This window comes from Roseateles sp. GW821-FHT09H11, assembly GCF_059415845.1.
Genome location: NZ_JBWKOA010000004.1, coordinates 342,964 through 367,986 on the forward strand (window position 1 = coordinate 342,964; position 25,023 = coordinate 367,986).

Annotated in this window: 20 protein-coding genes; 14 read left to right on the forward strand and 6 right to left on the reverse strand. The window is 68.9% G+C overall.

Annotated features, from left to right (window positions below):
* Nucleotides 1–225: 225 nt before the first annotated feature.
* The gene (locus AC07PR_RS15520) at nt 226–2,160 is read left to right on the forward strand and encodes a methyl-accepting chemotaxis protein (protein WP_377157246.1); all 1,935 of its coding nucleotides are present in this window, start codon (nt 226–228) and stop codon (nt 2,158–2,160) included.
* A gap of 97 nt (nt 2,161–2,257) precedes the next feature.
* Here AC07PR_RS15520 and AC07PR_RS15525 read toward each other — a convergent pair whose 3' ends face one another.
* Nucleotides 2,258–6,181, reverse strand: coding sequence for a DUF3683 domain-containing protein (locus tag AC07PR_RS15525; RefSeq protein WP_495135790.1), 3,924 nt, complete (start codon nt 6,179–6,181; stop codon nt 2,258–2,260).
* A gap of 508 nt (nt 6,182–6,689) precedes the next feature.
* Between AC07PR_RS15525 and ugpB the strand changes: the two genes are divergently transcribed.
* The 5 genes from ugpB (at nt 6,690) to ugpQ (ending at nt 11,807) form a co-directional block, all read left to right on the forward strand.
* On the forward strand, nt 6,690–8,015 hold the full coding sequence (gene ugpB / locus AC07PR_RS15530; RefSeq protein ID WP_377157250.1) for a sn-glycerol-3-phosphate ABC transporter substrate-binding protein UgpB: 1,326 nt from the start codon (nt 6,690–6,692) through the stop codon (nt 8,013–8,015).
* Between the two features lie 80 nt (nt 8,016–8,095).
* Nucleotides 8,096–8,983 (forward strand): sn-glycerol-3-phosphate ABC transporter permease UgpA, encoded by an 888-nt coding sequence (ugpA, locus tag AC07PR_RS15535; protein ID WP_495135791.1) that lies wholly within the window; start codon nt 8,096–8,098, stop codon nt 8,981–8,983.
* A gap of 1 nt (nt 8,984) precedes the next feature.
* Entirely contained in the window at nt 8,985–9,833 is an 849-nt protein-coding gene (gene ugpE / locus AC07PR_RS15540) for a sn-glycerol-3-phosphate ABC transporter permease UgpE (RefSeq protein WP_377157252.1), read from the forward strand.
* A gap of 59 nt (nt 9,834–9,892) precedes the next feature.
* Nucleotides 9,893–10,978 (forward strand): sn-glycerol-3-phosphate import ATP-binding protein UgpC, encoded by a 1,086-nt coding sequence (locus AC07PR_RS15545; RefSeq protein WP_495135792.1) that lies wholly within the window; start codon nt 9,893–9,895, stop codon nt 10,976–10,978.
* Between the two features lie 49 nt (nt 10,979–11,027).
* Nucleotides 11,028–11,807 (forward strand): glycerophosphodiester phosphodiesterase, encoded by a 780-nt coding sequence (ugpQ, locus tag AC07PR_RS15550; protein ID WP_483109028.1) that lies wholly within the window; start codon nt 11,028–11,030, stop codon nt 11,805–11,807.
* A gap of 66 nt (nt 11,808–11,873) precedes the next feature.
* Here the strand turns inward: ugpQ and AC07PR_RS15555 are convergent, their stop codons facing one another.
* The 3 genes from AC07PR_RS15555 to AC07PR_RS15565 all read right to left on the reverse strand — a co-directional run bounded on the left by AC07PR_RS15555 (nt 11,874) and on the right by AC07PR_RS15565 (nt 15,895).
* A complete protein-coding gene (locus AC07PR_RS15555) occupies nt 11,874–12,488 on the reverse strand; it encodes a GNAT family N-acetyltransferase (RefSeq protein ID WP_495135793.1) in 615 nt (204 codons plus the stop codon).
* A 17-nt stretch (nt 12,489–12,505) separates the two neighbouring features.
* Entirely contained in the window at nt 12,506–13,900 is a 1,395-nt protein-coding gene (locus AC07PR_RS15560; protein ID WP_495135794.1) for an MFS transporter, read from the reverse strand.
* A gap of 363 nt (nt 13,901–14,263) precedes the next feature.
* The gene (locus AC07PR_RS15565; RefSeq protein ID WP_495135795.1) at nt 14,264–15,895 is read right to left on the reverse strand and encodes a gamma-glutamyltransferase family protein; all 1,632 of its coding nucleotides are present in this window, start codon (nt 15,893–15,895) and stop codon (nt 14,264–14,266) included.
* Between the two features lie 186 nt (nt 15,896–16,081).
* On the opposite strand from AC07PR_RS15565, the gene AC07PR_RS15570 reads away from it, so the two are divergent.
* Nucleotides 16,082–16,345, forward strand: a complete 264-nt coding sequence (locus tag AC07PR_RS15570; protein WP_377157266.1) for a hypothetical protein — start codon at nt 16,082–16,084, stop codon at nt 16,343–16,345.
* A gap of 163 nt (nt 16,346–16,508) precedes the next feature.
* Here AC07PR_RS15570 and AC07PR_RS15575 read toward each other — a convergent pair whose 3' ends face one another.
* Together AC07PR_RS15575 and bfr are read right to left on the reverse strand one after the other, a co-directional pair.
* The gene (locus AC07PR_RS15575) at nt 16,509–16,745 is read right to left on the reverse strand and encodes a (2Fe-2S)-binding protein (RefSeq protein ID WP_377157268.1); all 237 of its coding nucleotides are present in this window, start codon (nt 16,743–16,745) and stop codon (nt 16,509–16,511) included.
* Between the two features lie 242 nt (nt 16,746–16,987).
* Nucleotides 16,988–17,464, reverse strand: a complete 477-nt coding sequence (bfr, locus tag AC07PR_RS15580; RefSeq protein ID WP_377157270.1) for a bacterioferritin — start codon at nt 17,462–17,464, stop codon at nt 16,988–16,990.
* 220 nt (nt 17,465–17,684) lie between these two features.
* On the opposite strand from bfr, the gene hemP reads away from it, so the two are divergent.
* The 7 genes from hemP to AC07PR_RS15615 all read left to right on the forward strand — a co-directional run bounded on the left by hemP (nt 17,685) and on the right by AC07PR_RS15615 (nt 25,011).
* The gene (hemP, locus tag AC07PR_RS15585; RefSeq protein ID WP_067277199.1) at nt 17,685–17,909 is read left to right on the forward strand and encodes a hemin uptake protein HemP; all 225 of its coding nucleotides are present in this window, start codon (nt 17,685–17,687) and stop codon (nt 17,907–17,909) included.
* A 176-nt stretch (nt 17,910–18,085) separates the two neighbouring features.
* Nucleotides 18,086–20,293, forward strand: coding sequence for a TonB-dependent hemoglobin/transferrin/lactoferrin family receptor (locus tag AC07PR_RS15590; RefSeq protein ID WP_495135796.1), 2,208 nt, complete (start codon nt 18,086–18,088; stop codon nt 20,291–20,293).
* A gap of 16 nt (nt 20,294–20,309) precedes the next feature.
* Nucleotides 20,310–21,407 (forward strand): hemin-degrading factor, encoded by a 1,098-nt coding sequence (locus tag AC07PR_RS15595; RefSeq protein ID WP_495135797.1) that lies wholly within the window; start codon nt 20,310–20,312, stop codon nt 21,405–21,407.
* Entirely contained in the window at nt 21,401–22,282 is an 882-nt protein-coding gene (locus tag AC07PR_RS15600) for a heme/hemin ABC transporter substrate-binding protein (protein WP_495135798.1), read from the forward strand. The genes AC07PR_RS15595 and AC07PR_RS15600 overlap by 7 nt, the downstream gene beginning before the upstream one ends.
* A 58-nt stretch (nt 22,283–22,340) precedes the next feature.
* Entirely contained in the window at nt 22,341–23,438 is a 1,098-nt protein-coding gene (locus AC07PR_RS15605) for a FecCD family ABC transporter permease (protein WP_495135799.1), read from the forward strand.
* Nucleotides 23,438–24,226 carry an ATP-binding cassette domain-containing protein gene (locus AC07PR_RS15610; protein WP_495135800.1) on the forward strand — a complete coding sequence of 263 codons (789 nt, stop codon included), beginning with the start codon at nt 23,438–23,440 and terminating at the stop codon, nt 24,224–24,226. The genes AC07PR_RS15605 and AC07PR_RS15610 overlap by 1 nt, the downstream gene beginning before the upstream one ends.
* Complete coding sequence (locus AC07PR_RS15615; protein WP_495135801.1) at nt 24,223–25,011, forward strand: energy transducer TonB; 789 nt, start codon at nt 24,223–24,225, stop codon at nt 25,009–25,011. The genes AC07PR_RS15610 and AC07PR_RS15615 overlap by 4 nt, the downstream gene beginning before the upstream one ends.
* The last annotated feature ends 12 nt before the right edge of the window (nt 25,012–25,023 follow it).

A 25,023-nucleotide genomic window follows, 5' to 3' on the forward strand; every position in this document is an offset into this window, starting at 1 on the left:
TCCTGGGAGGTGATAGCGCTGTCCTCCTCTGAGGGAGACCGGACTCATTACTCCACGTGACCGTGAAATAGCCACGGGTTATCCCTTGAAGGGCGATAAACGAAACGCCCTGACAGGCTGTCATACGCAATACAGTTTGACCCAGCGCAAAGACAAAATGACAACGACGCGCTAGGAGACCTCCACCATCACTCCAGTTCCGCCTCATCGCGGAGCCGTCCGGTCATGAACAACAACAACGCCGTGCGCGCGACGGTGGCCCGTCGCGTCTCCATCTGGTCAAGTGCCGCGATCGCGGTCCTTCTGATCGTCATCTGCGGTGCCCTGTCCTGGGTGCTCACCAATCAGGCGCGGCAGCGCACGCAGGACTACATGTCGGCGGAGGCGACGTCGGTGGCGCGCGTCGCGGATGCCCTGGACCGGACGGCGCGGGATTCGGCGAACCGGCTGTACGACGTGCTGGCCGGCGACTTCGAAGGCGGCACCTTCACGCTCGCGGGCGACGGGGAACTGGCCTTCAACGGCCAGAAGCTCAACGGCAACTTCGACGCGGTCGACCGCTTCACCCGCCGCACCGGCGGCGTGGCGACGATCTTCGCGCGCAAGGGCACGGACGACTTCATCCGCATCACCACCTCGCTGAAGAAGGAAGACGGCTCGCGCGCCGTCGGCACGACGCTGGACCGCGCCGGCGCCGCCTTCGGCAAGCTCTCGGCGGGGGACACGTACGTGGGCCCGGCGACGCTGTTCAAGTTGCCCTACATGACGCGTTACTCGCCGATCAAGGACGCGGACGGCAAGGTCGTCGGCATCCTGTTCATCGGCTTCGACATGCGCGGACTGCAGCAGGAGCTCGTGAAGATGGCCGACGCGGTCAAGCTCTACGACACCGGCGGGCTGTACCTGCTCGATCCCGGCAAGACGCCGGCTGACGCGCTGCTGCGCGCCCACCCGCGCGCCCAGGGCAAGAAGCTGTCCGAAGTGATGCCGGCCGACCAGGCCGAGCAGTACGTCAAGGCGCTCGTCGACGATCAGGACGGCGTGCTGGAGACGGTCCAGGCCGTCTACGGCGAGAACTACAAGGACGCGTTCGCGGTGGCGCGCAAGTCTCAGGCCACCGGCTGGTGGGTGATCGCCGAGGCCTCGCGGGCGCAGGCGCTGGCGGCCCACAACACCACGCTGTGGGTGCTGTGGGGACTGATGCTCGCGACCGTTGTCCTGCTGGGGTTGGGCGTGACCTGGATGCTGGGACGCTGGGTCGGGCAGCCGCTCGCGGACCTGAACGAGGCCGTCGCCGCGGTCGCGGCCGGCGATCTGACCCGCCCGGTGATCGTGCGTCAGCAGGACGACCTTGGCGCCCTGTCCGCGGGCGTCGAGCGCATGCGCCTGCAGCTCTCGCGCACCATCAACGAGGTGCGCCAGGCCAGCGATTCCATCGGCACCGCCTCGGCGGAGGTCGCCGCCGGCAGCCGCGACCTGTCGGCCCGGACCGAGCAATCGGCCAGCCATCTGCAGGAGACCGCCTCCGCGCTGGAAGAGCTCGCCAGCTCCATGAGCCAGACCGCCGCGTCGGCCGCGCAGGCCCATCAGCTCGTCGGCGAGTCCGACCGCGCGGCGCAGCGCGGCGGCAACGTCGTCGCCCAGGTCGTGACCACCATGGACGCGATCTCCGCCGCCAGCCGGCAGATCGGCGACATCATCGGCACCATCGACTCCATCGCGTTCCAGACCAACATCCTGGCGCTCAATGCCGCGGTCGAGGCCGCGCGTGCCGGTGAACAAGGTCGCGGCTTCGCGGTCGTCGCCGCCGAAGTCCGGCACCTCGCCCAGCGCAGCGCGGAAGCCGCCAAGCAGATCAAGGGACTGATCACCACCAGCGGCGAACGCGTGGAATCCGGTGCCAAGCTCGTCGGCGATACCGGCGAAGCCATGCGGGACATCGTCACCAGCGTGAAGCGGGTGACCGACATCATCGGCGAGATCTCCACCGCCTCGCGGGAGCAGTCCCAGGGCGTGACGCGCATCAATGGCGCGGTGGCCCAGCTCGACCAAGGCACGCAGCAGAACGCCGCGCTCGTCGAGGAAAGCACCGCCGCCGCGGAAAGCCTGCGGGAACAGGCGCATCGCCTGGTCGCGCAGGTCGGGCAGTTCCGGGTCTGACACGCACCGCACCGCCCCAATGCAAAGCCCGCCTTCCGGCGGGCTTTTTCGTTGGCGTCGCGCCGACGTCGCGTCGGCGCGTCGGCGGCTCAGGTCCTCAGACCAGCACCCGCTCGATGCCCCCGTTGTTGGCCTTGGCCACGTACTCGGGCATCCAGTTCTCCCCGAGGATCTTGCGGGCCATCTCGACGACGATGTAGTCCGCCTCGAGCAGGCCGTTCTGCAGATCGTCGCCGTAGCGGCTGAGCCCTTGCAGGCAGGACGGGCAGCTGGTGAGGATCTTGAGATTCTCCTCGGCGCCGACCTTGCCCGCCGCCCGCAGCTGCGTCTCCGCCTTGCGCAGTTCCTCTTCCTTGCGGAAGCGGACCTGGGTCGACACATCCGGTCGCGTGACACCCAGCGTGCCGCTCTCGCCGCAGCAGCGTTCGCTCTTCATGACTTCGGGGCCGACGAGCGCCTTGACGGTCTTCATCGGATCCTGCAGCTTCATCGGCGAGTGGCAGGGATCGTGATAGAGGTAGGCCTGCTTGGTGTCGAGCTGGATGCCCTTCTCGAGCAGGTACTCGTGGATGTCGATGATGCGGCAGCCGGGGAAGATGTCCTCGAACTTGTAGCCCTGGAGCTGGTCGTAGCAGGTCCCGCAGCTGACCACCACCGTCTTGATGTCGAGGTAGTTCAGCGTGTTGGCCACGCGATGGAACAGCACGCGGTTGTCGGTGATGATCTTCTCGGCCTTGTCGAACTGACCCGACCCGCGCTGCGGGTAGCCGCAGCAGAGGTAGCCCGGCGGCAGCACGGTCTGCACGCCGGCGTGCCAGAGCATGGCCTGCGTCGCCAGGCCGACCTGGCTGAACAGCCGCTCCGAACCGCAACCCGGGAAGTAGAAGACCGCCTCCGCTTCCGCCGAGGTCTTCTGCGGATTGCGGATGATGGGGACGTAGTCCTTGTCCTCGATGTCGAGCAGCGCGCGCGCCGTCTTCTTCGGCAGACCGCCCGGCAGCTTCTTGTTGATGAAGTGGATGACCTGTTCCTTGATCGGCGCGGTCCCCACGGTCGCCGGCGGCGCGCCGGTCTGCTTGCGCGCGACGCGCTTGAGCAGGCTGTGCGCGATGCGCTGCGCCTTGAAGCCGACGCCGACCATCGCCGCCCGGGCGATCTTGATCGTCTCCGGGTTGGTCGCGTTGAGCATCAGCATCGCCGCCGCATTGCCGGGGCGGAAGCTCTTCTTGCCCATCTTGCGCAGCAGGTTGCGCATGTTCATCGTGACGTCGCCGAAGTCGATCTTCACCGGGCACGGGTTCAGGCACTTGTGGCACACCGTGCAGTGGTCGGCGACGTCCTCGAACTCCTCCCAGTGCTTGATCGACACGCCGCGGCGCGTCTGCTCCTCGTACAGGAAGGCCTCGACCAGCAGCGAGGTCGCGAGGATCTTGTTGCGCGGGCTGTAGAGCAGGTTGGCGCGCGGCACGTGGGTCGCGCACACCGGCTTGCACTTGCCGCAGCGCAGGCAGTCCTTGATGGACTCGCTGATCGCGCCGATGTCGCTCTGCTGCATGATCAGCGACTCATGCCCCATCAGCCCGAAGCTGGGCGTGTAGGCATTGGTCAGGTCGGCGAAGGTCGTCTGGCTGCCATGGCCGCCGGTCCCGGGGCGCAGCAGCTTGCCCTTGTTGAAGCGCCCTTCCGGATCGATCCGGGCCTTGTAGCCGGCGAAACCCGCCAGTTCCTCATCGGTGAGGAACTCGAGCTTGGTGATGCCGATGCCGTGCTCGCCGGAGATCACGCCGTCCAGCGAGCGCGCCAGCGTCATGATCCGCGCGACCGCCTCGTGCGCGGTCTGCAGCATCTCGTAGTTGTCCGAGTTCACCGGGATGTTGGTGTGCACGTTGCCGTCGCCGGCATGCATGTGCAGCGCCACCCAGACGCGACCGCGCAACACTTCCTTGTGGATGCGCTTGCACTCCTCCAGGATCGGCGCGAAGGCGCCGCCCGCGAAGACGTCCTGCAGCGGCTTGAGGATCTGGCGCTTCCAGCTCGCGCGCAGCGTGTAGTCCTGGAGCTGCTCGAAGTAGGAGCGATCGCCTTCACGAGGGACGTCCAGCTCCTGCATCCAGGTGCGCCATTGCAGGCCGGTCTCGTCCAGCAGCGCCAGCGCCTGCGCCACGCGGTCCTCGAGCAGCTCCGCGCTCGGGATCTCGCCGGCGTCGTCGCCCTTGCCCAGCGGCAGGTTGCCGTCGGCGAAGAAGGCGCGCAGCGCGTCGATCAGCGCCAGCTTGTTGCGCAGCGACAGCTCGATGTTGATGCGCTCGATGCCCAGCGTGTACTCGCCCATGCGGGGCAGCGGGATCACCACGTCCTCGTTCACCTTGAACGCGTTCGTGTGCTTGGAGATCGCCGCCGTGCGCTTGCGGTCCAGCCAGAACTTCTTGCGCGCATCGGCGCTGACCGCGACGAAGCCTTCGCCCGAACGGCCGTTGGCCAGGCGCACGACCTCGCTGGTGGCGCGCGCGACCTCATCGGCGTCGTCACCGACGATGTCGCCGATGAGCACCATCTTCGGCAGCCCGCCGCGCTTGCTCTTGGTGGCGTAGCCGACCGCCTTCAGGTAGCGGTCGTCCAGATGCTCGAGGCCGGCGAGGATGGCCCCGTTGGGCTTCTTCATCTCGCCGAACATGAAGTCCTTGATGTCGACGATCGACGGCACGCAGTCCTTCGGATTGCCGAAGAACTCCAGGCAGACCGTGCGCACATGCGCCGGCATGCGGTGCACGATCCAGCGCGCGCTGGTGATCAGGCCGTCGCAGCCTTCCTTCTGGATGCCCGGCAGGCCCGCGAGGAACTTGTCGGTGACGTCCTTGCCCAGGCCCTCCTTGCGGAAGGTGCGGCCCGGGATGTCCAGGCGCTCGGTACGCTCCAGCGTCTTGCCGGTCGCGTCGTAGTAGTGGAGGTCGAAGCTCGCGACCTCGACGTCATGGATCTTGCCGAGGTTGTGGTTGACGCGCACGACCTCGAGCCACTTCGCATCCGGCGTGACCATGCGCCAGGAGGCGAGGTTGTCCAGCGCCGTGCCCCAGAGCACCGCCTTCTTGCCGCCGGCGTTCATCGCGATGTTGCCGCCGACGCACGAGGCCTCGGCCGAGGTCGGATCGACCGCGAAGACGAAGCCGTGCAGCTCCGCCAGGTCCGACACGCGCTGCGTGACGACGCCGGCCTCGGTCCAGATCGTCGGGATCTCGCGATCCAGGCCCGGCAGGCGCTGCATCTCGACGCCACGCATGGCCTCGAGCTTCTCGGTGTTGATCACCGCGCTGTTCCAGACCAGCGGCACCGCGCCGCCGGTGTAGCCGGTGCCGCCGCCGCGCGGGATGACCGTCAGCCCCAGCTCGAAGCAGCCCGCCACCAGCGCGGCCATCTCGGCCTCGGTGTCCGGGGTCAGCACGACGAAGGGGTACTCGACACGCCAGTCGGTCGCGTCGGTCACGTGCGCGACGCGCGACAGCCCGTCGTACTTGATGTTGTCCTTGGCGGTGGTCTTCGCGAAGACCTTGGTCGCGCGCTTGCGCAGCTCGGCCACCTGCTCGAACTGGTGCGAGAACGCGGCCACCGCCGCCTCCGCCGCGGTCAGCAGTTCGCCGACCCAGGCGTCGCGCTTGGCGTCGTCTTCCGGATGACGGCGGCGCTGCACTTCGCCCAGGCGATGGCGCAACGCGCCGATCAGCGCCTCGCGACGCTTGGGGTTGTCCAGCAGGTCGTCCTGCAGGTACGGATTGCGCTGCACGACCCAGATGTCGCCGAGCACCTCGTACAGCATCCGCGCGGAGCGGCCGGTCTGACGCTCGGTGCGCAGCTGGTCGAGCAGTTGCCATGCGCGGGCGCCGAGCAGGCGAAGGACGATTTCGCGATCGGAGAAGGACGTGTAGTTGTACGGAATCTCGCGCAGCCGGGCGGCGGGCGCGTGCGGCTGGTTCGGGTCGCCGGCCATCGCGGGGTCGGCGGGCATCAGCAGATGCGGTGCATTCATGGCGGCCAGGTGCTCGCGCACCGGGGTTGCGGCAGGCCGGCGTCCAGGGGAGCGGACACCGATGCCAGGCTGGAAAGACAGGCGGAGAAGGCAAGGGCCCGCGACCGGACAGCGCCCTGGACTTGTGGTCCCCGCACCCGCTGGACACGGGCATGGAAGCGGCGTTCGCGAATGGCCGCGATCAGCGGCCGGCCCGGTCTGGGCAATGGTCGGAATCCTAACCCACCCCCAGAGGGCCATCCCCGGCGAGGGACTCTATAAACCTCGGCGTCCCCGCGGCCGATGCGGCATCGATTCGGGATGCACCGCTAGGCGCAACCCACAGCCATAGCAACGCTATGGCGAGGACTTGCAACGACGCGGGGCGCCCGAAGCGATGCTGCAGCGGCTGCGGGGAAGTTCGCCAGTGTCACAATGGCTGGATAAGCTCGCCGGCCCTCGGCGGACCGTCCACCCGACGACGTCCGCCGCGGACCGCAGAACCACCCTCCCCGAGCATCGGAGACCCATGAAGCACCTCCCGACTTCCCTGTTGGCCACATCGGCCGTCGCGCTGGCCGCGCTGATCGCCCCCGCCGCCGCGTCGGCGCAGACCGAGATCCAGTGGTGGCACTCGATGGGCGGCGCCCTCGGCGACTGGGTCAACGACCTGGCCAAGGACTTCAACGCCAGCCAGAAGGACTACAAGATCGTCCCCACCTACAAGGGCAGCTACGACGAGTCGATGGCCGGCGCCATCGCCGCCTTCCGCGCCGGCAACGCGCCGCACATCCTGCAGGTCTTCGAGGTCGGCACCGCCACGATGATGGCCAGCAAGGGCGCGATCGTGCCGGTGGGCCAGGTCATGCAGCAGGCCGGCGTGAAGTTCGACAACGGCGCCTACGTGCCCGCCGTCGCCGGTTACTACACCGCGCCGAACGGCCAGATGCTGAGCTTCCCGTTCAACAGCTCGACCACCGTCTTCCACTACAACAAGGACGCGTTCAAGGCCGCCGGCCTGGACCCGAACAAGCCGCCGAGCTCCTGGCCCGAGGTCGCCGCCGCCGCCGCCAAGCTCAAGGCCGCCGGCCACAAGTGCCCGTTCACCACGAGCTGGGTCAGCTGGACGCAGCTGGAAAGCTTCTCCGCCTGGCACAACGTCGAGTACGCGACGAAGAACAACGGCTTCGGCGGCCTCGACGCGCGGTTGGCGTTCAACTCGCCGCTGCACGTGCGCCACATCGAGAATCTGGCCAACATGGCCAAGCAGGGCCTGTTCGTCTACAAGGGCCGCGGCAACAGCGCCGACGCGACCTTCTATTCCGGCGAGTGCGCGATGGAGACCGGCTCCTCCGGCCTCTACGCCAACATCAAGAAGAGCGCCAAGTTCGCTTCCGGCATCGCGCCGCTGCCCTACTACCCCGACGTGCCCGGCGCGCCGCAGAACACCGTCATCGGCGGTGCCAGCCTGTGGGTGATGTCCGGCAAGAAGCCGGCCGAATACAAGGGCGTGGCCGCGTTCTTCCAGTACCTGTCCAGGGCCGAGGTCGCGTCCGAGAGCCACAAACGCACCGGTTACCTGCCGGTGACCAAGGCGGCCTACGAGCTGACCGAGCAGAGCGGCTTCTACAAGCAGAACCCAGGCACCGACGTCGCCGTGCAGCAGATGATCCGCAAGACGACGGAGAAGTCGCGCGGCGTGCGCCTGGGCAACTTCGCGCAGATCCGCACCGTCATCGACGAGGAACTGGAGCAGGTCTGGGCCGGCAAGAAGCAGCCCAAGGAAGGCCTGGACGCCGCGGTCAAGCGCGGCAACGAGCTGCTGGAACGCTTCCAGAAGGCCAACAAGTCCTGACCCCCGGCTGAGCCGACCGGGGCGCCGTCGCGCTCCGGTCTCCCCGCCCTTTCCGATTCCTCTTTCGACGCCCTCCCCGGATGTCCCAACAGAAACGCGTGGTGTTCCGATCGCGCTGGCTGCCCTGGCTGCTGCTGGCGCCGCAGGCGCTGGTGATCGGCGTGTTCTTCTTCTGGCCCGCGGCGCAGGCGCTGCTGCAGAGCCTGCAGCAGCAGGACGCCTTCGGCCTGTCGACGGAGTGGGTCGGCCTGGCCAACTTCCAGAACCTGATCGACGACGACAGCTACCTCGCCTCGTTCAAGACGACGGCGGTGTTCTCGCTGCTGGTGGCGGTGATCGGGCTGGCGGTGTCGCTGCTGCTGGCCACGATGGCCAACCGCGTCGTGCGCGGCGCGCCGGTCTACAAGACGCTGCTGATCTGGCCCTACGCGGTCGCGCCGGCGATCGCGGGCGTGCTGTGGCTGTTCATGTTCGCGCCGTCCATCGGCGTGGTCGCCTACGGCCTGCAGCAGATGGGCATCAACTGGAATCACCTGCTCAATGCCGACCACGCGATGACCCTCGTCGTGATGGCCGCGATCTGGAAGCAGGTCTCCTACAACTTCCTGTTCTTCCTGGCCGGGCTGCAGTCCATCCCGAAGTCGCTGCTGGAGGCCGCCGCGATCGACGGCGCCGGCCCGTGGCGCCGCTTCTGGACGATCACCTTCCCGCTGCTGTCGCCGACCTCGTTCTTCCTGCTGGTGATCAACGTGGTCTACGCCTTCTTCGACACCTTCGGCATCATCGACGCGGCCACCCACGGCGGCCCCGGCAAGGACACCGCGATCCTGGTCTACAAGGTCTACTACGACGGCTTCAAGGCGCTGGACCTCGGCGGCTCCGCCGCGCAGAGTGTCGTGCTGATGGTCATCGTGATCACGCTGACGGTCCTGCAGTTCCGCTTCGTCGAAAAGAAAGTGCAGTACTGACATGGTCGAGCGTCGCCCCGCCCTGACGATGCTGTCGCACCTGATCCTGGTGCTCGGCGTGCTGATCGTCGCCTTCCCGCTTTACATCGCCTTCGTCGCGTCGACGCAGACCGCCGCAGAGATCGTCCAGTCCCCGATGCCGCTGCTGCCGGGATCGCACCTGCTGGACAACTATGCGGCCGCGCTGTTCGGCAACACCGGCGGCGGCTCCAAGGCGCCGGTCGGCCAGATGATGTGGATCAGCTTCGTCTCCGCGATGGTCATCGCGGTGGGCAAGATCGCGATCTCGCTGTTGTCGGCCTTCGCGATCGTCTACTTCCGCTTCCCGGCGCGGAACTTCTTCTTCTGGGCCATCTTCGTCACCTTGATGCTGCCGGTGGAAGTGCGCATCGGCCCGACCTACCAGGTCGTCTCCGACCTGAAGATGCTCAACACCTACGCCGGGCTGACGGTACCGCTGATCGCCTCGGCGACCGCGACCTTCCTGTTCCGGCAGTTCTTCCTGACGATCCCGGACGAGCTCGTCGAAGCCTCGCGCATCGACGGCGCCGGTCCGCTGCGCTTCTTCCGCGACGTGCTGCTGCCCTTGTCGAAGACCAGCATCGCGGCGCTCTTCGTCATCCAGTTCATCTACGGCTGGAACCAGTACCTGTGGCCGCTGCTGGTCACGACCGACGAGCAGATGTACCCGGTCGTCATCGGCATCAAGCGCATGATCAGCGGCGGCGACGCGGCCAACGACTGGAACATCATCATGGCCACCGCGATGCTGGCGATGATCCCGCCGGCGCTGGTCGTGGTGCTGATGCAGCGCTGGTTCGTGAAGGGCCTGGTGGACGCCGAGAAGTAAGCGCCGGGAAGCAATCGCCGACCACCAAGCGCCGACAAGTAAAACGAGAGAAGACTCCGATGGCAAGCATTTCCCTGCGCAACGTCGTCAAGCAATACGGCAGCGGCGCCAAGGCCAACCCCGTGATCCACGGCGTCAACGCCGAGATCCGGGACGGCGAGTTCGTCGTCATCGTCGGTCCGTCGGGCTGCGGCAAGTCCACGCTGCTGCGCATGGTCGCGGGGCTGGAAGAGATCAGCGGCGGCGAGATCGCCATCGGCGAGCGCGTCGTCAACGAGATCGAGCCCGCGGACCGCGACATCGCGATGGTGTTCCAGAACTACGCGCTCTACCCGCACATGAGCGTGTTCGAGAACATGGCCTACGGGCTGAAGATCCGCAAGCTGTCCGAAGCGCAGATCCGCGAGCGTGTCGACAAGGCCGCGCGCATCCTGGAACTCGCGCACCTGCTGCAGCGCAAGCCGCGCGAGCTCTCCGGCGGCCAGCGCCAGCGCGTCGCGATGGGGCGGGCGATCGTGCGCGATCCGCAGGTCTTCCTGTTCGACGAGCCGCTGTCCAACCTCGACGCCAAGCTGCGCGTGCAGACGCGGTTGGAAATCCAGAAGCTGCACCGCGAGCTGGGCGTGACCTCGCTGTTCGTCACGCACGACCAGGTCGAGGCGATGACACTGGCGCAGCGCATCGTCGTCATGAACGGCGGGCGCATGGAGCAGTTCGGCACGCCCGACGAGGTCTACGGCCGCCCGGCCACGACCTTCGTCGCGAGCTTCATCGGCTCGCCGGCGATGAACCTGCTCAAGGGCCGCGTCGATGGTCGGCGTTTCGTCATCGGCAACACCGCCCTGCCGCTGCCGCAAGCGGCGCCGCGCGAGGGCGAGCTGATCCTCGGACTGCGTCCCGAACACGCGCTGCCGCACGATAGGCAGATCGTCGCGGGCGACACCACAGCCTGGCCGCTGAAGGTGGACATGGTCGAGATGCTGGGCGCGGAACGGCTGGTGTACGGCCGTCTCGGCGACGCGGCCTTCACGCTGCGCATCGACGGCACCGACACGCCGCCGCAACCTGGCGCCGAGGTGCTGCTGACGGCGCCGGCCGAGCGGCTGCACTGGTTCGATCCCGCGACGGGGCAGCGCGTCGACTGAGCGCGCGCGCCTTGCCTGGCTTCGAGGATCCACGATCAGGGAGAACGACATGACGAACCGGACACCGATCCTCGACGACGAGACCAACTGGCCCTGGTCGCTGCCCTTCTGGGTCGCGCATCGCGGCGCGGGCAAGCTGGCGCCGGAGAACACGCTGGCGGCCTTCCGCGAAGGCGCGCGCCACGGCTACCGCGCCTTCGAGTGCGACGTGAAGCTGAGCGCCGACGGCGTTCCGTTCCTGCTGCACGACGCGACGCTCGACCGCACGACGACCTCGCGCGGCCGCGCCGCGGACCGGACCTGGAGCGAACTGTCCCGGCTCGACGCGGGCCGCTGGCACAGCCGTGCATTCGCGGGCGAACCGCCGGCCAGCCTCGAAGCCATCGCCGCCTTCGTGCGCCGCAACCAGCACGCGCTGAACATCGAGATCAAGCCCACCCCGGGCGACGAGTTCCGCACCGGCGAGGTCGTCGGGGGCGAGGTGCTGCGTCTGTGGGAAGAGACGGCGCCGGACTCGGTGCTGTTCAGCAGCTTCCAGCCGGAGGCGCTGCGCGGTGCGCGCGAGTCCGCGCCGCAGGTGCCGCGCGGTCTGCTGCTCGACAAGCTCGAGGGCGACGGCTGGCTGCAACTGGCGCAGTCGCTGGGCTGCCGCGCCGTCATCACGCATTACGCGCTGATGGATCAGACGCTGGTGGCTCGCCTGCACGAGGCCGAGATGAAGGCGCTGGTCTACACGGTGAACGACGCCGCTGCCGCGCAATGGCTGATCGCCAACGGCGTCGACGGCATCATCACCGACGCGGTCGACCGCTTCAGCCCGACGGCCTGAGCCGCCGATCGCGGAACCTCGGCGGACCTGGCCGGACAACGCAGCGCCCCGTGCGCGCGGTCGCTTTCAGCGCGAGGGATCGATCAACTCGTTGATCGAGATCATTCCGTAGATGCAGGTATCGCTGAGCTGTCCGGTGACGTTCAGCGCGTCGTCGCGCAACAGCCCTTCGAGCGAGAAGCCGCAGCGCTCGGCGACCGCCCGACTGGCTGCATTGCGCGAATCGGTGCGGATCTCCAGGCGACGCGCACGCAACTGGCCGAAGGCCATGCGCGCCAACGCGATCACTGCCTCAGACACCAGCCCGCGCCCGGTGTGCGACGGGCTGATCCAGTAGCCGAGCTCGTAGCGGCGCACCTTCCATTCCAATGTGTGCAGCCCCGCGCCGCCGATCAGCCGGCCCGGTTGACCGTCCGGCTCGCGTTCATGCAGGTAGTAGGCGAGGTGCTGCCGCTGCAGGAACTGCGACTGCATGCGCCGCGCGATCGCCTCGGACTGCTCGACGCTGGGCGTCTCGTGCGCCCAGGGCATCCAGGGCTTGAGGTGCTCCTGGGCGTCGAGGACGGCGCGGTTGAGGACAGGCCCGAGGCCCGCCCGCGGTGCCAGGAGCAGGAGACGCGAGGTCTCCAGGCGCTCGGGAACGTCGATGAGGATGGGGTCGTCGGCAGGCATGACTCGCATGATGGAAGGCGGTCCTGTCAGTTGCCGTTGGCCGGCTGCAAGTTCGTGCCGCCCGTCTGACTCGCAGGAGGGACGCCAGGCATCGCCTCGGCCCCCAGCGGGGGCTCCTCATCCTCGACCTTGGGCAGCACCTTCACCGAACGGATGGCCTGGACCTGCCAGGCCAGCGCCGCCAGCAGCAGCGCGCCCACGCCGGCGAAGGCCAGCGCGGCGCGCAGGCTGACGTGCTCGCCGAGCCAGCCGCCGATCAGCGCGCCGGGACCGGCGGGGATCAGGATGAGCCAGCGCATCGTGCTGGTCATGCGGCCCAGCAGCGGCCCGGGCGTCACCGCCTGTCTCAGCGACAGGAAGTTGATGAAGATGAACACCGCGCCGATGCCGAACATGAACAGCGTGAAGGCGAAGGCCGCGACGCCCCAGGCGTTGGCCGGCGCGACGCACAGCGCCGCCCAGCCGACGCCGCACAGCGCGAAGCCGCTGACCAGGCAAGGCCCGGGTCCGAGGCGCGCGCTGACGCGGTGGCCGATGGCGCTCGCCAGCACCGTGCCGGCGCCCAGCGCGATGTAGGACAGGCCGACGCTCTGCGCCGACAGCCCGAGCACGCGCGTCGCGAACAGGATCTGCACCACCTGCGCCGCCTGGTTGAACATCTGCCAGCCGCCGACCGCGCAGGCCAGCGCGACCAGCATGGGCTTGCCGCGCACGAAGGCGACGCCGGCCTTCAGGTCGCGCCAGAAATCGGCACCGTCCAGGCGATGCAGGGTCTCATTGACCTTGACGCCGCGCAGGATCGCCGCGGAGGCCACCAGCAGCAGCGCGTCGACCGCCAGCGCCAGCGGCGCGCCGACCAGCTTGATCAGCGCGCCCGCCACACCGGGACCGGCGACTTCCGCGCCCGACGAGGCCAGGGCGTTCTTCGCATGCGCCTCGACCAGCCGGTCCCGGCTCACCACCTGCGTCAGCACGATCTGCGAGGCGCTGCCCGCGATCGTGTACACGGTGCCGAGCAGGAAGCCGACGAAGTACAGCCAGGGCATGCCCAGCCAGCCCAGCCAGTGGGCGATCGGCACGCTGGCCACGGCCACGGCCAGCGTGAGCTCGCCGACGATGTAGACCGGCAGCTTGCGCACGCGGTCCAGCCACACGCCGGCGGGCAGCGAGAACAGCACGAACGGCGCGAGTTCCATCGCCGTCAGCACGCCCATCTGCGTCGGCGACGCATGCAGCAGCACCGCCGCGGTCAGCGGCAGCGCCAGCAGCGTGATCTGCCCGCCCAGCGAGCTGATCAGGATCGACGTCCACAGACGCCGGTAGACGAGGTTGCGCAGCAGATCGCCGGCGGGGAGCCGGATGAGATCCAGCAGGCGGTCGAGCAGACGGTCGACCCACGTGGTTGTCCTCTTGGGCAACATGATGAAACTCCGGATGCGGGCCGCGCGGGGCGTCGTGCGCCGGGTGCGGACCGGGCGAGCGGGACGCGTCGGCGTCGCGGTCGCGGAAAGCCAGGGACCTGGGAGTCCGGCCGCAGCGGGCCGGCGGGCATCGTGAAGATGCCTACGGTCGTCGCGCCCAGCCGGCCTGGCCAAGCGCGCGCACCGACGCCAGGGCGTCGTTTCTGGTGCGGTCGAGCAGCTTGGTCATCAGTCGGCTCCGATCGTTGATCGTGGCGTGAGAGCTTCCGGGGAGGAAGAAGGCGTCGATGCTATCAGCGCCGTCATGTCGTCCACAAGTGAGGAAAGGCAGGGGAGCGGCCCTGCCCCGCACGCGCAGCGGGTTCACCACCCCGCAGCCGCACCGTCGCGCCGCGGATCGCTGGCCGCGACGTAACCCTCCACCGCCGGATCGCCGAGGCGCCAGATGAACTGCCCCGCGCCGAAGTCCTGGTAGCTGTCGCTGATCCCGGCGATCTCGTGGCCGAGCGCCCGCAGTCCCGCGACGGCTTCGGGGTTCATCGTCGACTCGACGTTGATCGACAGCCCCGCGTTGTAGCGCCAGCGCGGCGCGTCGCAAGCGGCCTGCGGATGCTGGCGATGGTCGAGCATCCGCACCAGCGTCTGCAGGTGACCTTGCGGCTGCATATTGGCGCCCATCACGCCATAGCTCATCTGCGGTTGGCCGTCCTTCATCAGGAAGGCCGGGATGATCGTGTGGAACGGCCGCTTGCCCGGCGCGACGACGTTGGCATGACCCGCTTCGCGCGTGAAACCATGACCGCGGTTCTGCAACGACAGGCCGTAGCCCGGGACCACGACGCCTGAGCCGAAGCCGTGATAGTTGCTCTGGATGAAGCTGACCATCATGCCGTTCTCGTCGGCGGCGGTCAGATAGATGGTGCCGCCCTTGACCGGATTGCCGGCATGGAAGTCCTGCGCCCTGTTCCGGTCGATCAGCTTCGCGCGCTCGGCGAGGTAGCCCGGGTCCAGCAGTTCGGCGACCTGGACTTCCATCGTCCGCGCATCGCTGACGTAGCGGTAGGTATCGGCGAAAGCGAGCTTCATCGCCTCGATCTGCAGGTGATGGGAAGCGGCGCTGTCCGCGGGCAGCGACGCGATGTCGAACTGCTTGAGGATGCCCAGCGCGATCAGCGCCGCGATGCCCTGCCCGTTCGGCGGGATCTCGTGCAGCGTGTGGCCGGCATAGTCCATCGAGATCGTGTCCACCCACTGCGGCGCGTAGGCGGCGAAGTCGGCGGCGGTGATCGCGCCGCCGGTCTCGCGCGCGAAAGCCGCGGTGGCCTGGGCGATCTCACCGCGGTAGAAGGCTTCGCCCTTCGTCTGCGCGATCAGGCGCAGCGTGCGCGCGGCCGCGGCGAAACGGAACACCTCCCCCACTTCGGGCGCGCGGCCCTTGGGCAGGAAGGCCTCGGCGAAGCCCGGTTGCGACACGAGGTCCGCGACCTCGGACGCGAGGCGCCACTTGCCCTGCACGATCACCGGCACGGCGTAGCCGCGCTCGGCGATCTCGATCGCCGGCGCCATCAGGTCGGCGAACGGCAGCTTGCCGTAGCGCTCGCTCAACGCGACCCAGCCGCCCACCGCGCCGGGCACCGTCACCGCGTCCCAGCCGCGCAGCGGCAGCGATGCGCCGACGCCGTGCTTGCGGTCGAAGTACTCGGGCGTCCACGCCTGCGGCGCGATGCCGGAGGCATTCAACCCCTGCAAGGTCTTCCCGTCCCACACGATCGCGAAGGCATCCGAGCCGAGGCCGTTGCTGCAGGGCTCGAGCAGCGTCATGCAGGCCGCGGTCGCGATCGCGGCGTCCACCGCGTTGCCGCCCTGCCCCAGGATGCGCAGACCGGCCTGCGCGGCCTGCGGATGCGAGGTCGACACGACATTGCGCGCGAAGACCGGGCTGCGTTGGCTCGCGTAGCCGAGGGTCCAGTCGAAGGTGGCGTGGGGGGCTGTCATCGGGGTCTCCTGAATGCGTGCGCGGCATCTTGCCCGATGGCTCCGGGGTCGGACAGCGCGCAAGACCTGACCCGTGAAGAACCCGTGCGGATTGCGTAACCCATTGCAAAGCTGCACGGGGCTGTCAACACATCGTGTCGCGGCGTCGTTGTCTGCTCACCTTGTTCAACCCGCTGGAGAAACCAGATGCAAGCCTTCAAGACCATCAAGACCCTGGCCCTGATCCCCGCCCTGCTGATTGCCGGCGCCGCGATGGCCCAAGGCACCGCCACCCCGGCAGCGCCCGCCACGCAAGCGGCTCCGGTGGCGACCGCCGCTCCGGCGTCCGACGCCAAGACCGAGCACAAGGCTGCGAAGCACCACAAGGCCGCCGGCGACAAGACCGCCGCGCACAAGACCAGCCACAAGAAGGCTGAGAAGCCGGCTGAAGGCGCCTCCGCCGCCAAGTAATCGGCGCGGAAGTCGAAGGCGCCTCGCGCGCCTCGACGCCTCAAAAAAGAAACCGCAGCACCGGGGGACCGGTCTGCGGTTTTTCTTCGTCCGGCGCTGTTGCCGGAAGCGGCTCGATCAGCCGCCGGGCTTCAGGACGCTTTCGCGAGCAGAACGCCGTCGATCAGGCGGCCAGTTGCGCGATCGGGATGACGCGCGACGTGCTGGCGCAGGTCACGCCGTGGGCGGCGGCGCAGTGGCGCAGGGCTTCATTGAAGACATCGCGCGCGCAGTCGTGGCAGCTGCCGCAGGCGGAGGCCACCTGCGTCTCGTCCTGGAGCACGTCGAAGTTGTGAACGCCGTCGGCCACGGTGCGGCGGATATCGCGGTCGGAAACTCGATGGCAGAGGCAGACGATCATGGCGGCGGCGAGTCAGGATGAACCTGGGATGGCCGGAATACTAACGCAAACGCGAATCCCTCTCAATTGAGTTGCAGAGTCCCCTCAGCGCGTCGGACAACTGTCGGTGAACAACGACACGGATGACGCCCCCCGTCCTCCAGACGCAGCCTGACCCCCAAGCCGGACGAAAAAAAGCCCCGGCGAGCGGGGCTTCGGGGTTCCTGGCGGCGGCTGGGGCCCCGGGATGGGCGGGCTGGCGTTCAGCTGGCGTCGCCCATCTGGCTCTGCAGCCAGTTCTGTTCGCCGATCTGCGCGATCAGCTCGATCTGGGTTTCCAGATGGTCGATGTGCTCTTCGGTGTCGGCGAGGATCTCCTCGAGCACCTCGCGGGAGATGTAGTCACGCACGCTCTCGCAGTAGGCGATGGCTTCCTTCAGCAGCGGATGGCTGCCCATCTCGATCTTCAGGTCGCAATGCTGGGCCTCGACCGCGTTCTCGCCGATGTAGAGCTTGCCCAGGTCCTGCAGGTTGGGCAGGCCTTCCAGCAGCAGGATGCGATCCATCAGCTTGTCGGCGTGCTTCATCTCCTCGATGGACTCGGCGTACTCGTGCTTGGCCAGGCGCTCCAGGCCCCAGCTCTTGTACATCTTGTAGTGCAGGAAGTACTGGTTGATCGCGGTCAGCTCGTTCTTCAGCTGCGCGTTCAAGTACTCGATGACCTTGGCGTCGCCCTTCATGTTCTTCTCCTGGAATTCGGTGGATTGGGCGCATTGTCCTCATCCCTACGACGAATGGGGACAAGACCCGGCGCCCCCGCTCTGCATGCGAAGTATTCGCAGCCCGTTTCCGTCGGCGCCGCCTCTGAGGAGATGCCGTCCGGACGCGATCCGACAAGAAAAGTCCAATCGTCGCGATTCTTGGTTGCTATTGCGAATCGTTCTCATTAAGATGCGTCGCATGAATGCCCACCACCACCCCCATCTCGAAGCCCTGCAAGCCGTTGCGCTGGACAGCGCACGGGTCGCCGCAGGTTCGCCGCGCGAAGCGGTTCCGTTGGTCCAGCGCCGCCGCATCAGCAGCCAGGCGCTGATGGGCAACGACCGGGAGGTCGAGATCGAACACGCCGGCTCGCTCTACCGGCTGCGTGTGACATCGCTGGGCAAGCTCATCCTGACCAAGTGATCCGCCGGGCGGCGGCCGGCCGAGGACCGGTCCGCCGCTCGCGATCGCTGTCGCGGTTGCCCTTTCCGTTTCGCTTTCCCTTCTGAACGCCGGCCGTCCGCGAGGACCGCCCGCCGCACCAGCCCGCGTCGTGCCAGCCCGTGCGAGATCCCAAGAACTACAAGGATTTCGTCACCATGCAATTGCGCCCGACGCCCGTCGCGCTCGCCCTGTCCTTGGCTTTCCCGCTGGCATTCGCCCAGACGACGGCCGCCACGACCCCACCGAACGCCGAGAACCCCCAACAGCTCGGCGAACTGACCGTCTCCGCGACCCGCACCGAACGCTCGGTCGACGCGGTGCCCAACACGGTCACCGTCAAGAACCGCAAGCAGCTTGATCGCCGCGACGCGCGCGACCTGAAGGACCTGCTGTCCGACGAGGTCGACCTCGACGTGAAGGCGATGACCCCGCGCTTCACGGCCGCGGGCGCGTCCACCGGCCGCTCCGGCAATGAAGGCATCAACATCCGCGGCCTGGAGGGCAACCGGGTGCTGATGATGGTCGACGGCATCCGCCTGCCGCAGAGCTTCGCGTTCGGCGCGTTCGCGAGCGGCCGCGCCGACTTCGTCGATCTCAACAGCCTGGCGAGCGTCGAGGTCCTGCGCGGCCCGACGTCCACGTCCTACGGCAGCGACGGCCTGGCCGGCGCGCTGAGCCTGCGCACGCTGTCGCCGGAGGACCTGCTGGTGAACGGCAAGACCTTCGCCGGCTTCGCGCGCCTGGGCGCGCTGAGCGTCGACGACTCCAAACGCGCCAGCGCCGCGGTCGCCTTCGGTGCCGGCGACTGGAGCAGCCTGGTGCAGGCGTCGGTCCAGCGCGGCCACGAGACGAAGAACGAAGGCGACAACGGCGCGGCCAACGCCACCCGCACCAAGCCCAACCCGACCGACGTCGACACCCACAGCGTGATGGCCAAGCTCGGTTATCGCGTCAACGCGAACCATCGCCTGATGGGCACGCTCGAGTACCGCGAGCGCAAGATCGACACCAGCGTGCTGACGGCCGTGACAGCCCCGCCGGCGACCGGCACGCTGCCGTCGACGGCCGTGCTGGCGCTGGATGCGCACGACAAGATGGACCGCACGCGGGTCTCGCTGGAGCACCGCTACGAGGACCTGAACGCGACCTGGCTGCAGCAGGCGACGACGCATGTCTACGTGCAGGACAGCGAGACGCGTCAGTTCTCCTACGAGGACCGCAACACCGCCGCGGACCGCACGCGGCTGGGCACGTACAAGGAACGCGTGATCGGCCTGAGCTCGCAGGCGCAGACGCAGCTGGCCCACCAGCGCCTGAGCTACGGCATCGACGTGAGCCGCAACACGATCGAAGGCGTGCGTGACGGCACGGTCCCGCCGGCTGGCGAGACCTTCCCGAGCAAGCCCTTCCCCGACACCAAGTACACGCTGGCCGGCGCCTTCGTGCAGGACGAGATCGAGGCGGGCGATTTCACGATCATTCCCGCGCTGCGCTTCGAGCACTACAAGCTGTCGCCGAAGCAGGACGGCTACACCGGGCAGATCGTCTCGCTGTCGGACCAGGCCGTGACGCCGCGCATCGGCCTGATCTGGCGCGCCACGCCCGCCGTCCAGCCCTACGTGAACTGGGCGCAGGGCTTCCGCGCGCCGACGCCGGACCAGGTGAACAACGGCTTCGCCAACCCGATCCAGGGCTACCAGAGCATCGGCAACCCCGACCTGAAGGCGGAACACGCCAACAGCTGGGAACTGGGCCTGCGCGGCAAGCTGCTGGAGACGCTGCGCTGGCAGCTGAGCGCCTACGACAACCGCTATCGCGACTTCATCTCGCAGGAGATGGTCGGCGGTGCCTTCACGCCCGCGAACCCGGCGATCTTCCAGTACGTCAACCTGAGCCAGGCCCGGATCAAGGGCGTCGAGGCGCGCTTCGTCTGGGACATCTCGTCGACCTTCAACGTGAACGCATCGGTGGCGAAGTCACGCGGCCACAGCATCGAGAACGGCGTCGAGACACCGCTCGACAGCGTGCAGCCGCTGCGCGGAAAGATCGGCGCGCACTACGAGTCCGGTCCGTGGGCCGTCGAGGCCAACTGGCTGCACAGCTCCGGCAAGAAGCCGTCGGACGTCAGCACGGCGACCCAGTACACGCCGAAGAAGTACGACGTGGTCGACCTCGGCGGCGCGTACCGCTTCGACAAGACCTTCTCGATCTCCGCGTACGTCACCAACCTCTTCGACAAGAAGTACTGGCGCTGGGGCGACGTGACCGGCATCAGCGCCGCCACGCCGGCGGCCCTGGCCGTGATCGACAGCTACACCGCCCCCGGCCGCGCCTTCCAGGTGACGCTGCGCGCCGATTTCTGATCAGGAGTCTTCCGCCATGCAAGCCAGCTTCACCGCCCTGCGACAGGCCTTCGCCACCGCCCGCACGGAGCGCAAGGCTCGCCACCGCGACATCGCCAACGATCTGCGCATCTCCGAAGGCGCGCTGCTCGCCGCCCATGCCGGCCCGTTCGCCGACGACGAGTCCCCGCTGCGCGCGCGCCGTCTGCGTGCCGAGTGGCAGGACCTGATCGCCGCGCTCGAGCCGCTGGGGCCGGTGATGGCGCTGACTCGCAACGAGTCCTGCGTCCACGAGAAGGTCGGCTTCTACACCGCCGTCAGCGCGCAGGGCCCGCAGCGCCAGGTCGGCCTGGTGCTGGGTGGCGCGATCGACCTGCGCATCTTCTACAGCCACTGGCGCCACGGCTTCGCCGTAGCGGAGCGACTGTCCGACGGCGCGCTGCAGCGCAGCCTGCAGTTCTTCGATGCCGCCGGCCAGGCCATCCACAAGGTCTTCGTGAAGCCGGAGAGCGACCTCGCCGCCTACGAGGCGCTCGTCGAGCGCTTCCTGGCGGAGGACCAGCAACCCGGCTTCGAGCCCGGCGACGCGTGGCAGGACCCGGCGGAGATCGCCGACGAGCGCGTCGATGTCGCGGCCTTCCGCAGCGAGTGGGCGTCGCTGCGCGACACGCACGACTTCTTCGGCCTGCTCAAGCGGCACGGCCTGAGCCGCACGCAGGCGCTGCGGCTGGCCGAGCCGCGCTTCGCGCAGCCGCTGGCCCTGTCCAGCGCGCAGGAGCTGCTGAGCCGCGCCGCGCAGGAGAACGTGTCGATCATGGTCTTCGTCGGCAACCCCGGGATGATCCAGATCCATAGCGGCCCGGTGAACAAGGTCGCGATGATGGGGCCGTGGATCAACGTGCTGGACCCGGGCTTCAACCTGCATCTGCGCGAGGACCACATCGCCTCGGCGTGGCTGGTGCGCAAGCCCACGGTCGACGGGCTGGTGTGCTCGCTGGAGCTGTTCGACGCGCAGGGCCGCACGATCGCGATGCTGTTCGGCGAACGCAAGCCCGGTCAGGCCGAGCGCTGCGATTGGCGCAATCTGCTGGAGAGCCTCGTCGAAGGCGCACCGGCGGAGACCGTGCCGTGCTGAGCCGCCGCCACGTCCTGTCGCTGGCGCCGGTCGCGGCGCTGCTGTCGATCAGCGGCCGGGCGTGGGCCGCGCCGCAGCGCATCATCGCCGTCGGTGGCGCGTTGACCGAGCTGATCTTTGAGCTGGGCGCGCAAGGCGAGCTGGTCGGCGTGGACAGCACCTCGCTGTATCCGGCGGCCGCGACGAAGCTGCCCAACGTCGGCTACGCGCGCACGCTCGCCGCCGAAGGCCTGCTGTCGCTGGCGCCGACGATGGTCGTCGCGACCGAGGAAGCCGGCCCGCCCGCGGTGCTGCGCCAACTCGAAGCCGCGAAGGTGCCGCTGCACGTGCTGCGCGCGGAGCACCGCTTCGAAGGCGTGCTCGAACGTACCCAGGCGCTCGGCGATCTGCTCGGCCGCCAGCAGCAAGCCGCCGCCCTGTCGCAGAAGCTGCGGGCCGAATGGACCGCCAGCCGTGCCCAGGTGACGAAGCTGGCCGCCGGCCATCGCGCGCCGCGCGTGCTCTTCGTGCTGTCGAACGCGGGGAACCAGGCGCGCATTGCCGGCGCCGACACGGCGGCGGACGCGATGATCGGCTACGCCGCCGCGACCAATGCGCTCGGCGAGGCCCATGGCTACAAGATGCTCTCGCCGGAGGCCGCGATCGCCGCGGCGCCGGACGTGATCCTCGCGACGACGCAAGGCGTCGAGGCGAGCAGCGGCATCGACGGTCTGCTGAAGCTGCCGGGCCTGGCGCAGACGCCGGCCGGTCAGAACCAGCGCGTGGTCGTGATGGAAACGATGGAGCTGCTCGGCTTCGGGCCGCGCACGCCGAAGGCGCTCTCGACCTTGGCTCAGGCCCTGCATGCGTCGGCGGGTACGGGCAAGACGGCGTGAGCGTCCAGCGTCGGACAGCACGACGAACGGCACGGCCAACCACACGACGGACAGCACGATGAGCACGATCGGATCCGCCCTGCCTTCGCGATCCTCGCCGGTGGCCGCGGCGTCGGCGCGGCACGCGTGGTCGCGCCGCGCGTGGTCGCGTCCGATGTTGCTGGCGGTCACACTGGTGCTCGCGCTCATCGTGGCGGTGCAGTTCGGCGCGGTGCCGATCGCGGCGGCGGACTGGCTCAACGGTCCGTGGAGCGACGCCCCCAAGACCGGCGGCGCGCACGTGCTGTGGCAACTGCGCTTGCCGCGCCTCGGGCTGACGCTCGCGGTCGGCGCGGCGCTCGGCCTGGCCGGAGCGCTGAGCCAGGCGCTCTTCCGCAATCCGATGGCCGAGCCCAGCCTGCTCGGCGTCACCAGCGGCGCCGCCGCGGCGGTGGCGCTCACCCTGACGGTCTTCGCCGGCCTGCACGCCGCGCTGCCCGCGGAGGCACGACTGTGGCTGCTGCCGCTGGTCGGCTTCGGCGGCGCGCTGGCGGTGTGCTTCTCGCTGGACCGGCTCTCGCGCTGGCTGGCGCCGGGCTCGATCGCGGCGCTGCTGCTGTGCGGGCTGGCCTTGCAGGCCATGACCTTTGCGATCGTCGGCCTGTGCAGCTTCATCGCCAACGACGAGCAACTGCGCGCGATCAACTTCTGGACGCTCGGCTCGCTGGCCGGCGCCAACTGGATCATGGCCGCGGTGATGGGCGTCGCGTTGCTGGTGCTCGGCGCGGTGGCGCTTCGCATCGCACCGCGCCTGAACGCGCTCGCGCTTGGCGAGGCGGCGGCCGCCCACGTCGGCATCGATGTCGAACGGCTGCGCTGGTGGTGCATCTCCATGGTCGCCCTCCTGTCGGCGCTGGCGGTCGCTTGGTGCGGGAACATCGGATTCATCGGCCTGATGGCGCCCCACCTGGCCCGGCAACTGGTGGGCGCAGACCAGCGCCAGGTGCTGCCCAACGCGATGCTCGCGGGCGCGCTGCTGCTGGTCGTGGCGGACACCTTCGCGCGGACGCTGGCGGTGCCGGCGGAGATCCCCGTCGGCGTGTTCAGCGCGCTGATCGGCGCGCCCTGGTTCCTCGTCCTGCTGCGCGGCGCGGCGCGTCGCCTGGGGAGCGCGTGATGGCCTCGCTGCTGACCCTGCAGGACGTGCGCGTGACGCTGGGCCACGCAACGATCGGACCGGTGACGCTGCGCGTCGATCCGGGCGAGCGCATCGCGATCCTCGGCCCGAGCGGCGCCGGCAAGTCGACCCTGCTGCGACTCATCGCGCGAGAGCTGCGTCCGGCATCGGGCACGCTGAATTTCGACGGACGTCCACTCACAGCCTGGTCGCCGGCCGATCTCGCGCAACGACGCGCGGTGCTGCCGCAACAACATGGCGTCGCATTCGGCCTGCCCGTCGAGCTGGTCGTCGCCCTGGGCCGCGTCGCGCGTCAGGGCGACGGCCGCCAGGATGCGATCGTGCGCGAGGCGCTGGCGCATGCGCAGGCCGATCACCTCCTCGGTCGCCGCTTCGACACGCTGTCCGGCGGCGAGCAGGCGCGCGTGCAACTGGCGCGCGTGTTCGCGCAGGCCTGGGACGCGCGCGACGGGCTGCTGCTGGTCGACGAACCGGTCGCGGCGCTCGATCCGGGCCTGAGCGTCTCGCTGATGGCGGCGATGTCGGACTTCGCGGCGGAGCGCGGCCATGCGCTGGTCGCGGTGCTGCACGACCTCAACCTCGCGATGAATCATGTCGACCGGCTGTGGCTGATGAAGTCCGGCCGGCTGCTGGCCGACTGCGACGCGCTGCCGGCCACGCTGCCGCTGCTGGAACAGCTCTACGACACCAGACTGCGACTGCTGCGCGACCAACATGGACTCGCGATCCTGCCGATGCTCGGCGGCGCGGTGGGAGCGCGGGCATGAGTGCCACTGCTCTGCAACTGCACGGCCGGATGCCGCGCTGGAGCGGCTGGGCCATGACCGCCGCAATCCATGCGGCCCTGCTGCTGGCGCTGGCCGGCGCCTTTGCGCCGAAGCGCTCGCCCGCACCGGCGCCGATGACGATCAGCGCGCGACTGGTGCCATCGACGACGGCGCCGACCGCGGCGATCACGCCGTCGATCCCCGTCGAACTGCCGCGCTCGGCGCTGAGCGTTCCGCCGATACCGGACATCCCGCCGCCGCCCGTGCTAATCGAGGCAACGCCGCCGATCGCTGTCGCGGCGACGCCGCTCCGATTCGTCGATCCGCCGGCGGCCGCGACGGCGGACCAGAACCCGGCCACGGCCCGGCCCGTCGCAGTCGTCGCGCCCGCCGTGGCCGCCGTGGCCGCCGTGGTCGTGGCCACGACGGCGGTCGTTCCGCCTGCGCCGATGCCCTTGCCCGCGCCGGCCACCGGCGATTCCCCGGTCCAGATGCCCGCCGACCACCGCGCATGCAGTGCCCAGCAGACCGCGCGCCACTATCCGGCGATGCTGCGTGACCGCGGCATCCAGGGTCAGGTCGTGCTGCGCGTCAAGGTCGACGCCGACGGTCATGCCGCAGAGGTCGTCGTGGCCGGCGGCAGCGGCTGGCGGCTGCTGGACGAGGCGGCGCGCCGCGTCGCCGAATCCTGTTCCTTCATCCCGGCCCGGCGCGGCAACCAGCGACTGGTCAGCTGGGTCGAGTACCCGGTGCGCTTCGCGCTCCAGGCGTCCCCCTTGCAGTAAGGAGTCCACCCC

Excerpts from the sequence above, each read along its gene's own strand:
- AC07PR_RS15575 (WP_377157268.1), bottom strand. The coding sequence starts at position 16,745 with ATGATCGTCTGCCTCTGCCATCGAGTTTCCGACCGCGATATCCGCCGC.
- AC07PR_RS15525 (WP_495135790.1), bottom strand. The coding sequence starts at position 6,181 with ATGAATGCACCGCATCTGCTGATGCCCGCCGACCCCGCGATGGCCGGC.
- AC07PR_RS15605 (WP_495135799.1), top strand. The coding sequence starts at position 22,341 with ATGAGCACGATCGGATCCGCCCTGCCTTCGCGATCCTCGCCGGTGGCC.
- ugpQ (WP_483109028.1), top strand. The coding sequence starts at position 11,028 with ATGACGAACCGGACACCGATCCTCGACGACGAGACCAACTGGCCCTGG.
- AC07PR_RS15615 (WP_495135801.1), top strand. The coding sequence starts at position 24,223 with ATGAGTGCCACTGCTCTGCAACTGCACGGCCGGATGCCGCGCTGGAGC.
- AC07PR_RS15595 (WP_495135797.1), top strand. The coding sequence starts at position 20,310 with ATGCAAGCCAGCTTCACCGCCCTGCGACAGGCCTTCGCCACCGCCCGC.
- bfr (WP_377157270.1), bottom strand. The coding sequence starts at position 17,464 with ATGAAGGGCGACGCCAAGGTCATCGAGTACTTGAACGCGCAGCTGAAG.
- ugpB (WP_377157250.1), top strand. The coding sequence starts at position 6,690 with ATGAAGCACCTCCCGACTTCCCTGTTGGCCACATCGGCCGTCGCGCTG.
- AC07PR_RS15610 (WP_495135800.1), top strand. The coding sequence starts at position 23,438 with ATGGCCTCGCTGCTGACCCTGCAGGACGTGCGCGTGACGCTGGGCCAC.
- ugpE (WP_377157252.1), top strand. The coding sequence starts at position 8,985 with ATGGTCGAGCGTCGCCCCGCCCTGACGATGCTGTCGCACCTGATCCTG.
- AC07PR_RS15555 (WP_495135793.1), bottom strand. The coding sequence starts at position 12,488 with ATGCGAGTCATGCCTGCCGACGACCCCATCCTCATCGACGTTCCCGAG.
- AC07PR_RS15565 (WP_495135795.1), bottom strand. The coding sequence starts at position 15,895 with ATGACAGCCCCCCACGCCACCTTCGACTGGACCCTCGGCTACGCGAGC.
- AC07PR_RS15545 (WP_495135792.1), top strand. The coding sequence starts at position 9,893 with ATGGCAAGCATTTCCCTGCGCAACGTCGTCAAGCAATACGGCAGCGGC.
- ugpA (WP_495135791.1), top strand. The coding sequence starts at position 8,096 with ATGTCCCAACAGAAACGCGTGGTGTTCCGATCGCGCTGGCTGCCCTGG.
- AC07PR_RS15570 (WP_377157266.1), top strand. The coding sequence starts at position 16,082 with ATGCAAGCCTTCAAGACCATCAAGACCCTGGCCCTGATCCCCGCCCTG.
- AC07PR_RS15590 (WP_495135796.1), top strand. The coding sequence starts at position 18,086 with ATGCAATTGCGCCCGACGCCCGTCGCGCTCGCCCTGTCCTTGGCTTTC.
- hemP (WP_067277199.1), top strand. The coding sequence starts at position 17,685 with ATGAATGCCCACCACCACCCCCATCTCGAAGCCCTGCAAGCCGTTGCG.
- AC07PR_RS15560 (WP_495135794.1), bottom strand. The coding sequence starts at position 13,900 with ATGTTGCCCAAGAGGACAACCACGTGGGTCGACCGTCTGCTCGACCGC.
- AC07PR_RS15520 (WP_377157246.1), top strand. The coding sequence starts at position 226 with ATGAACAACAACAACGCCGTGCGCGCGACGGTGGCCCGTCGCGTCTCC.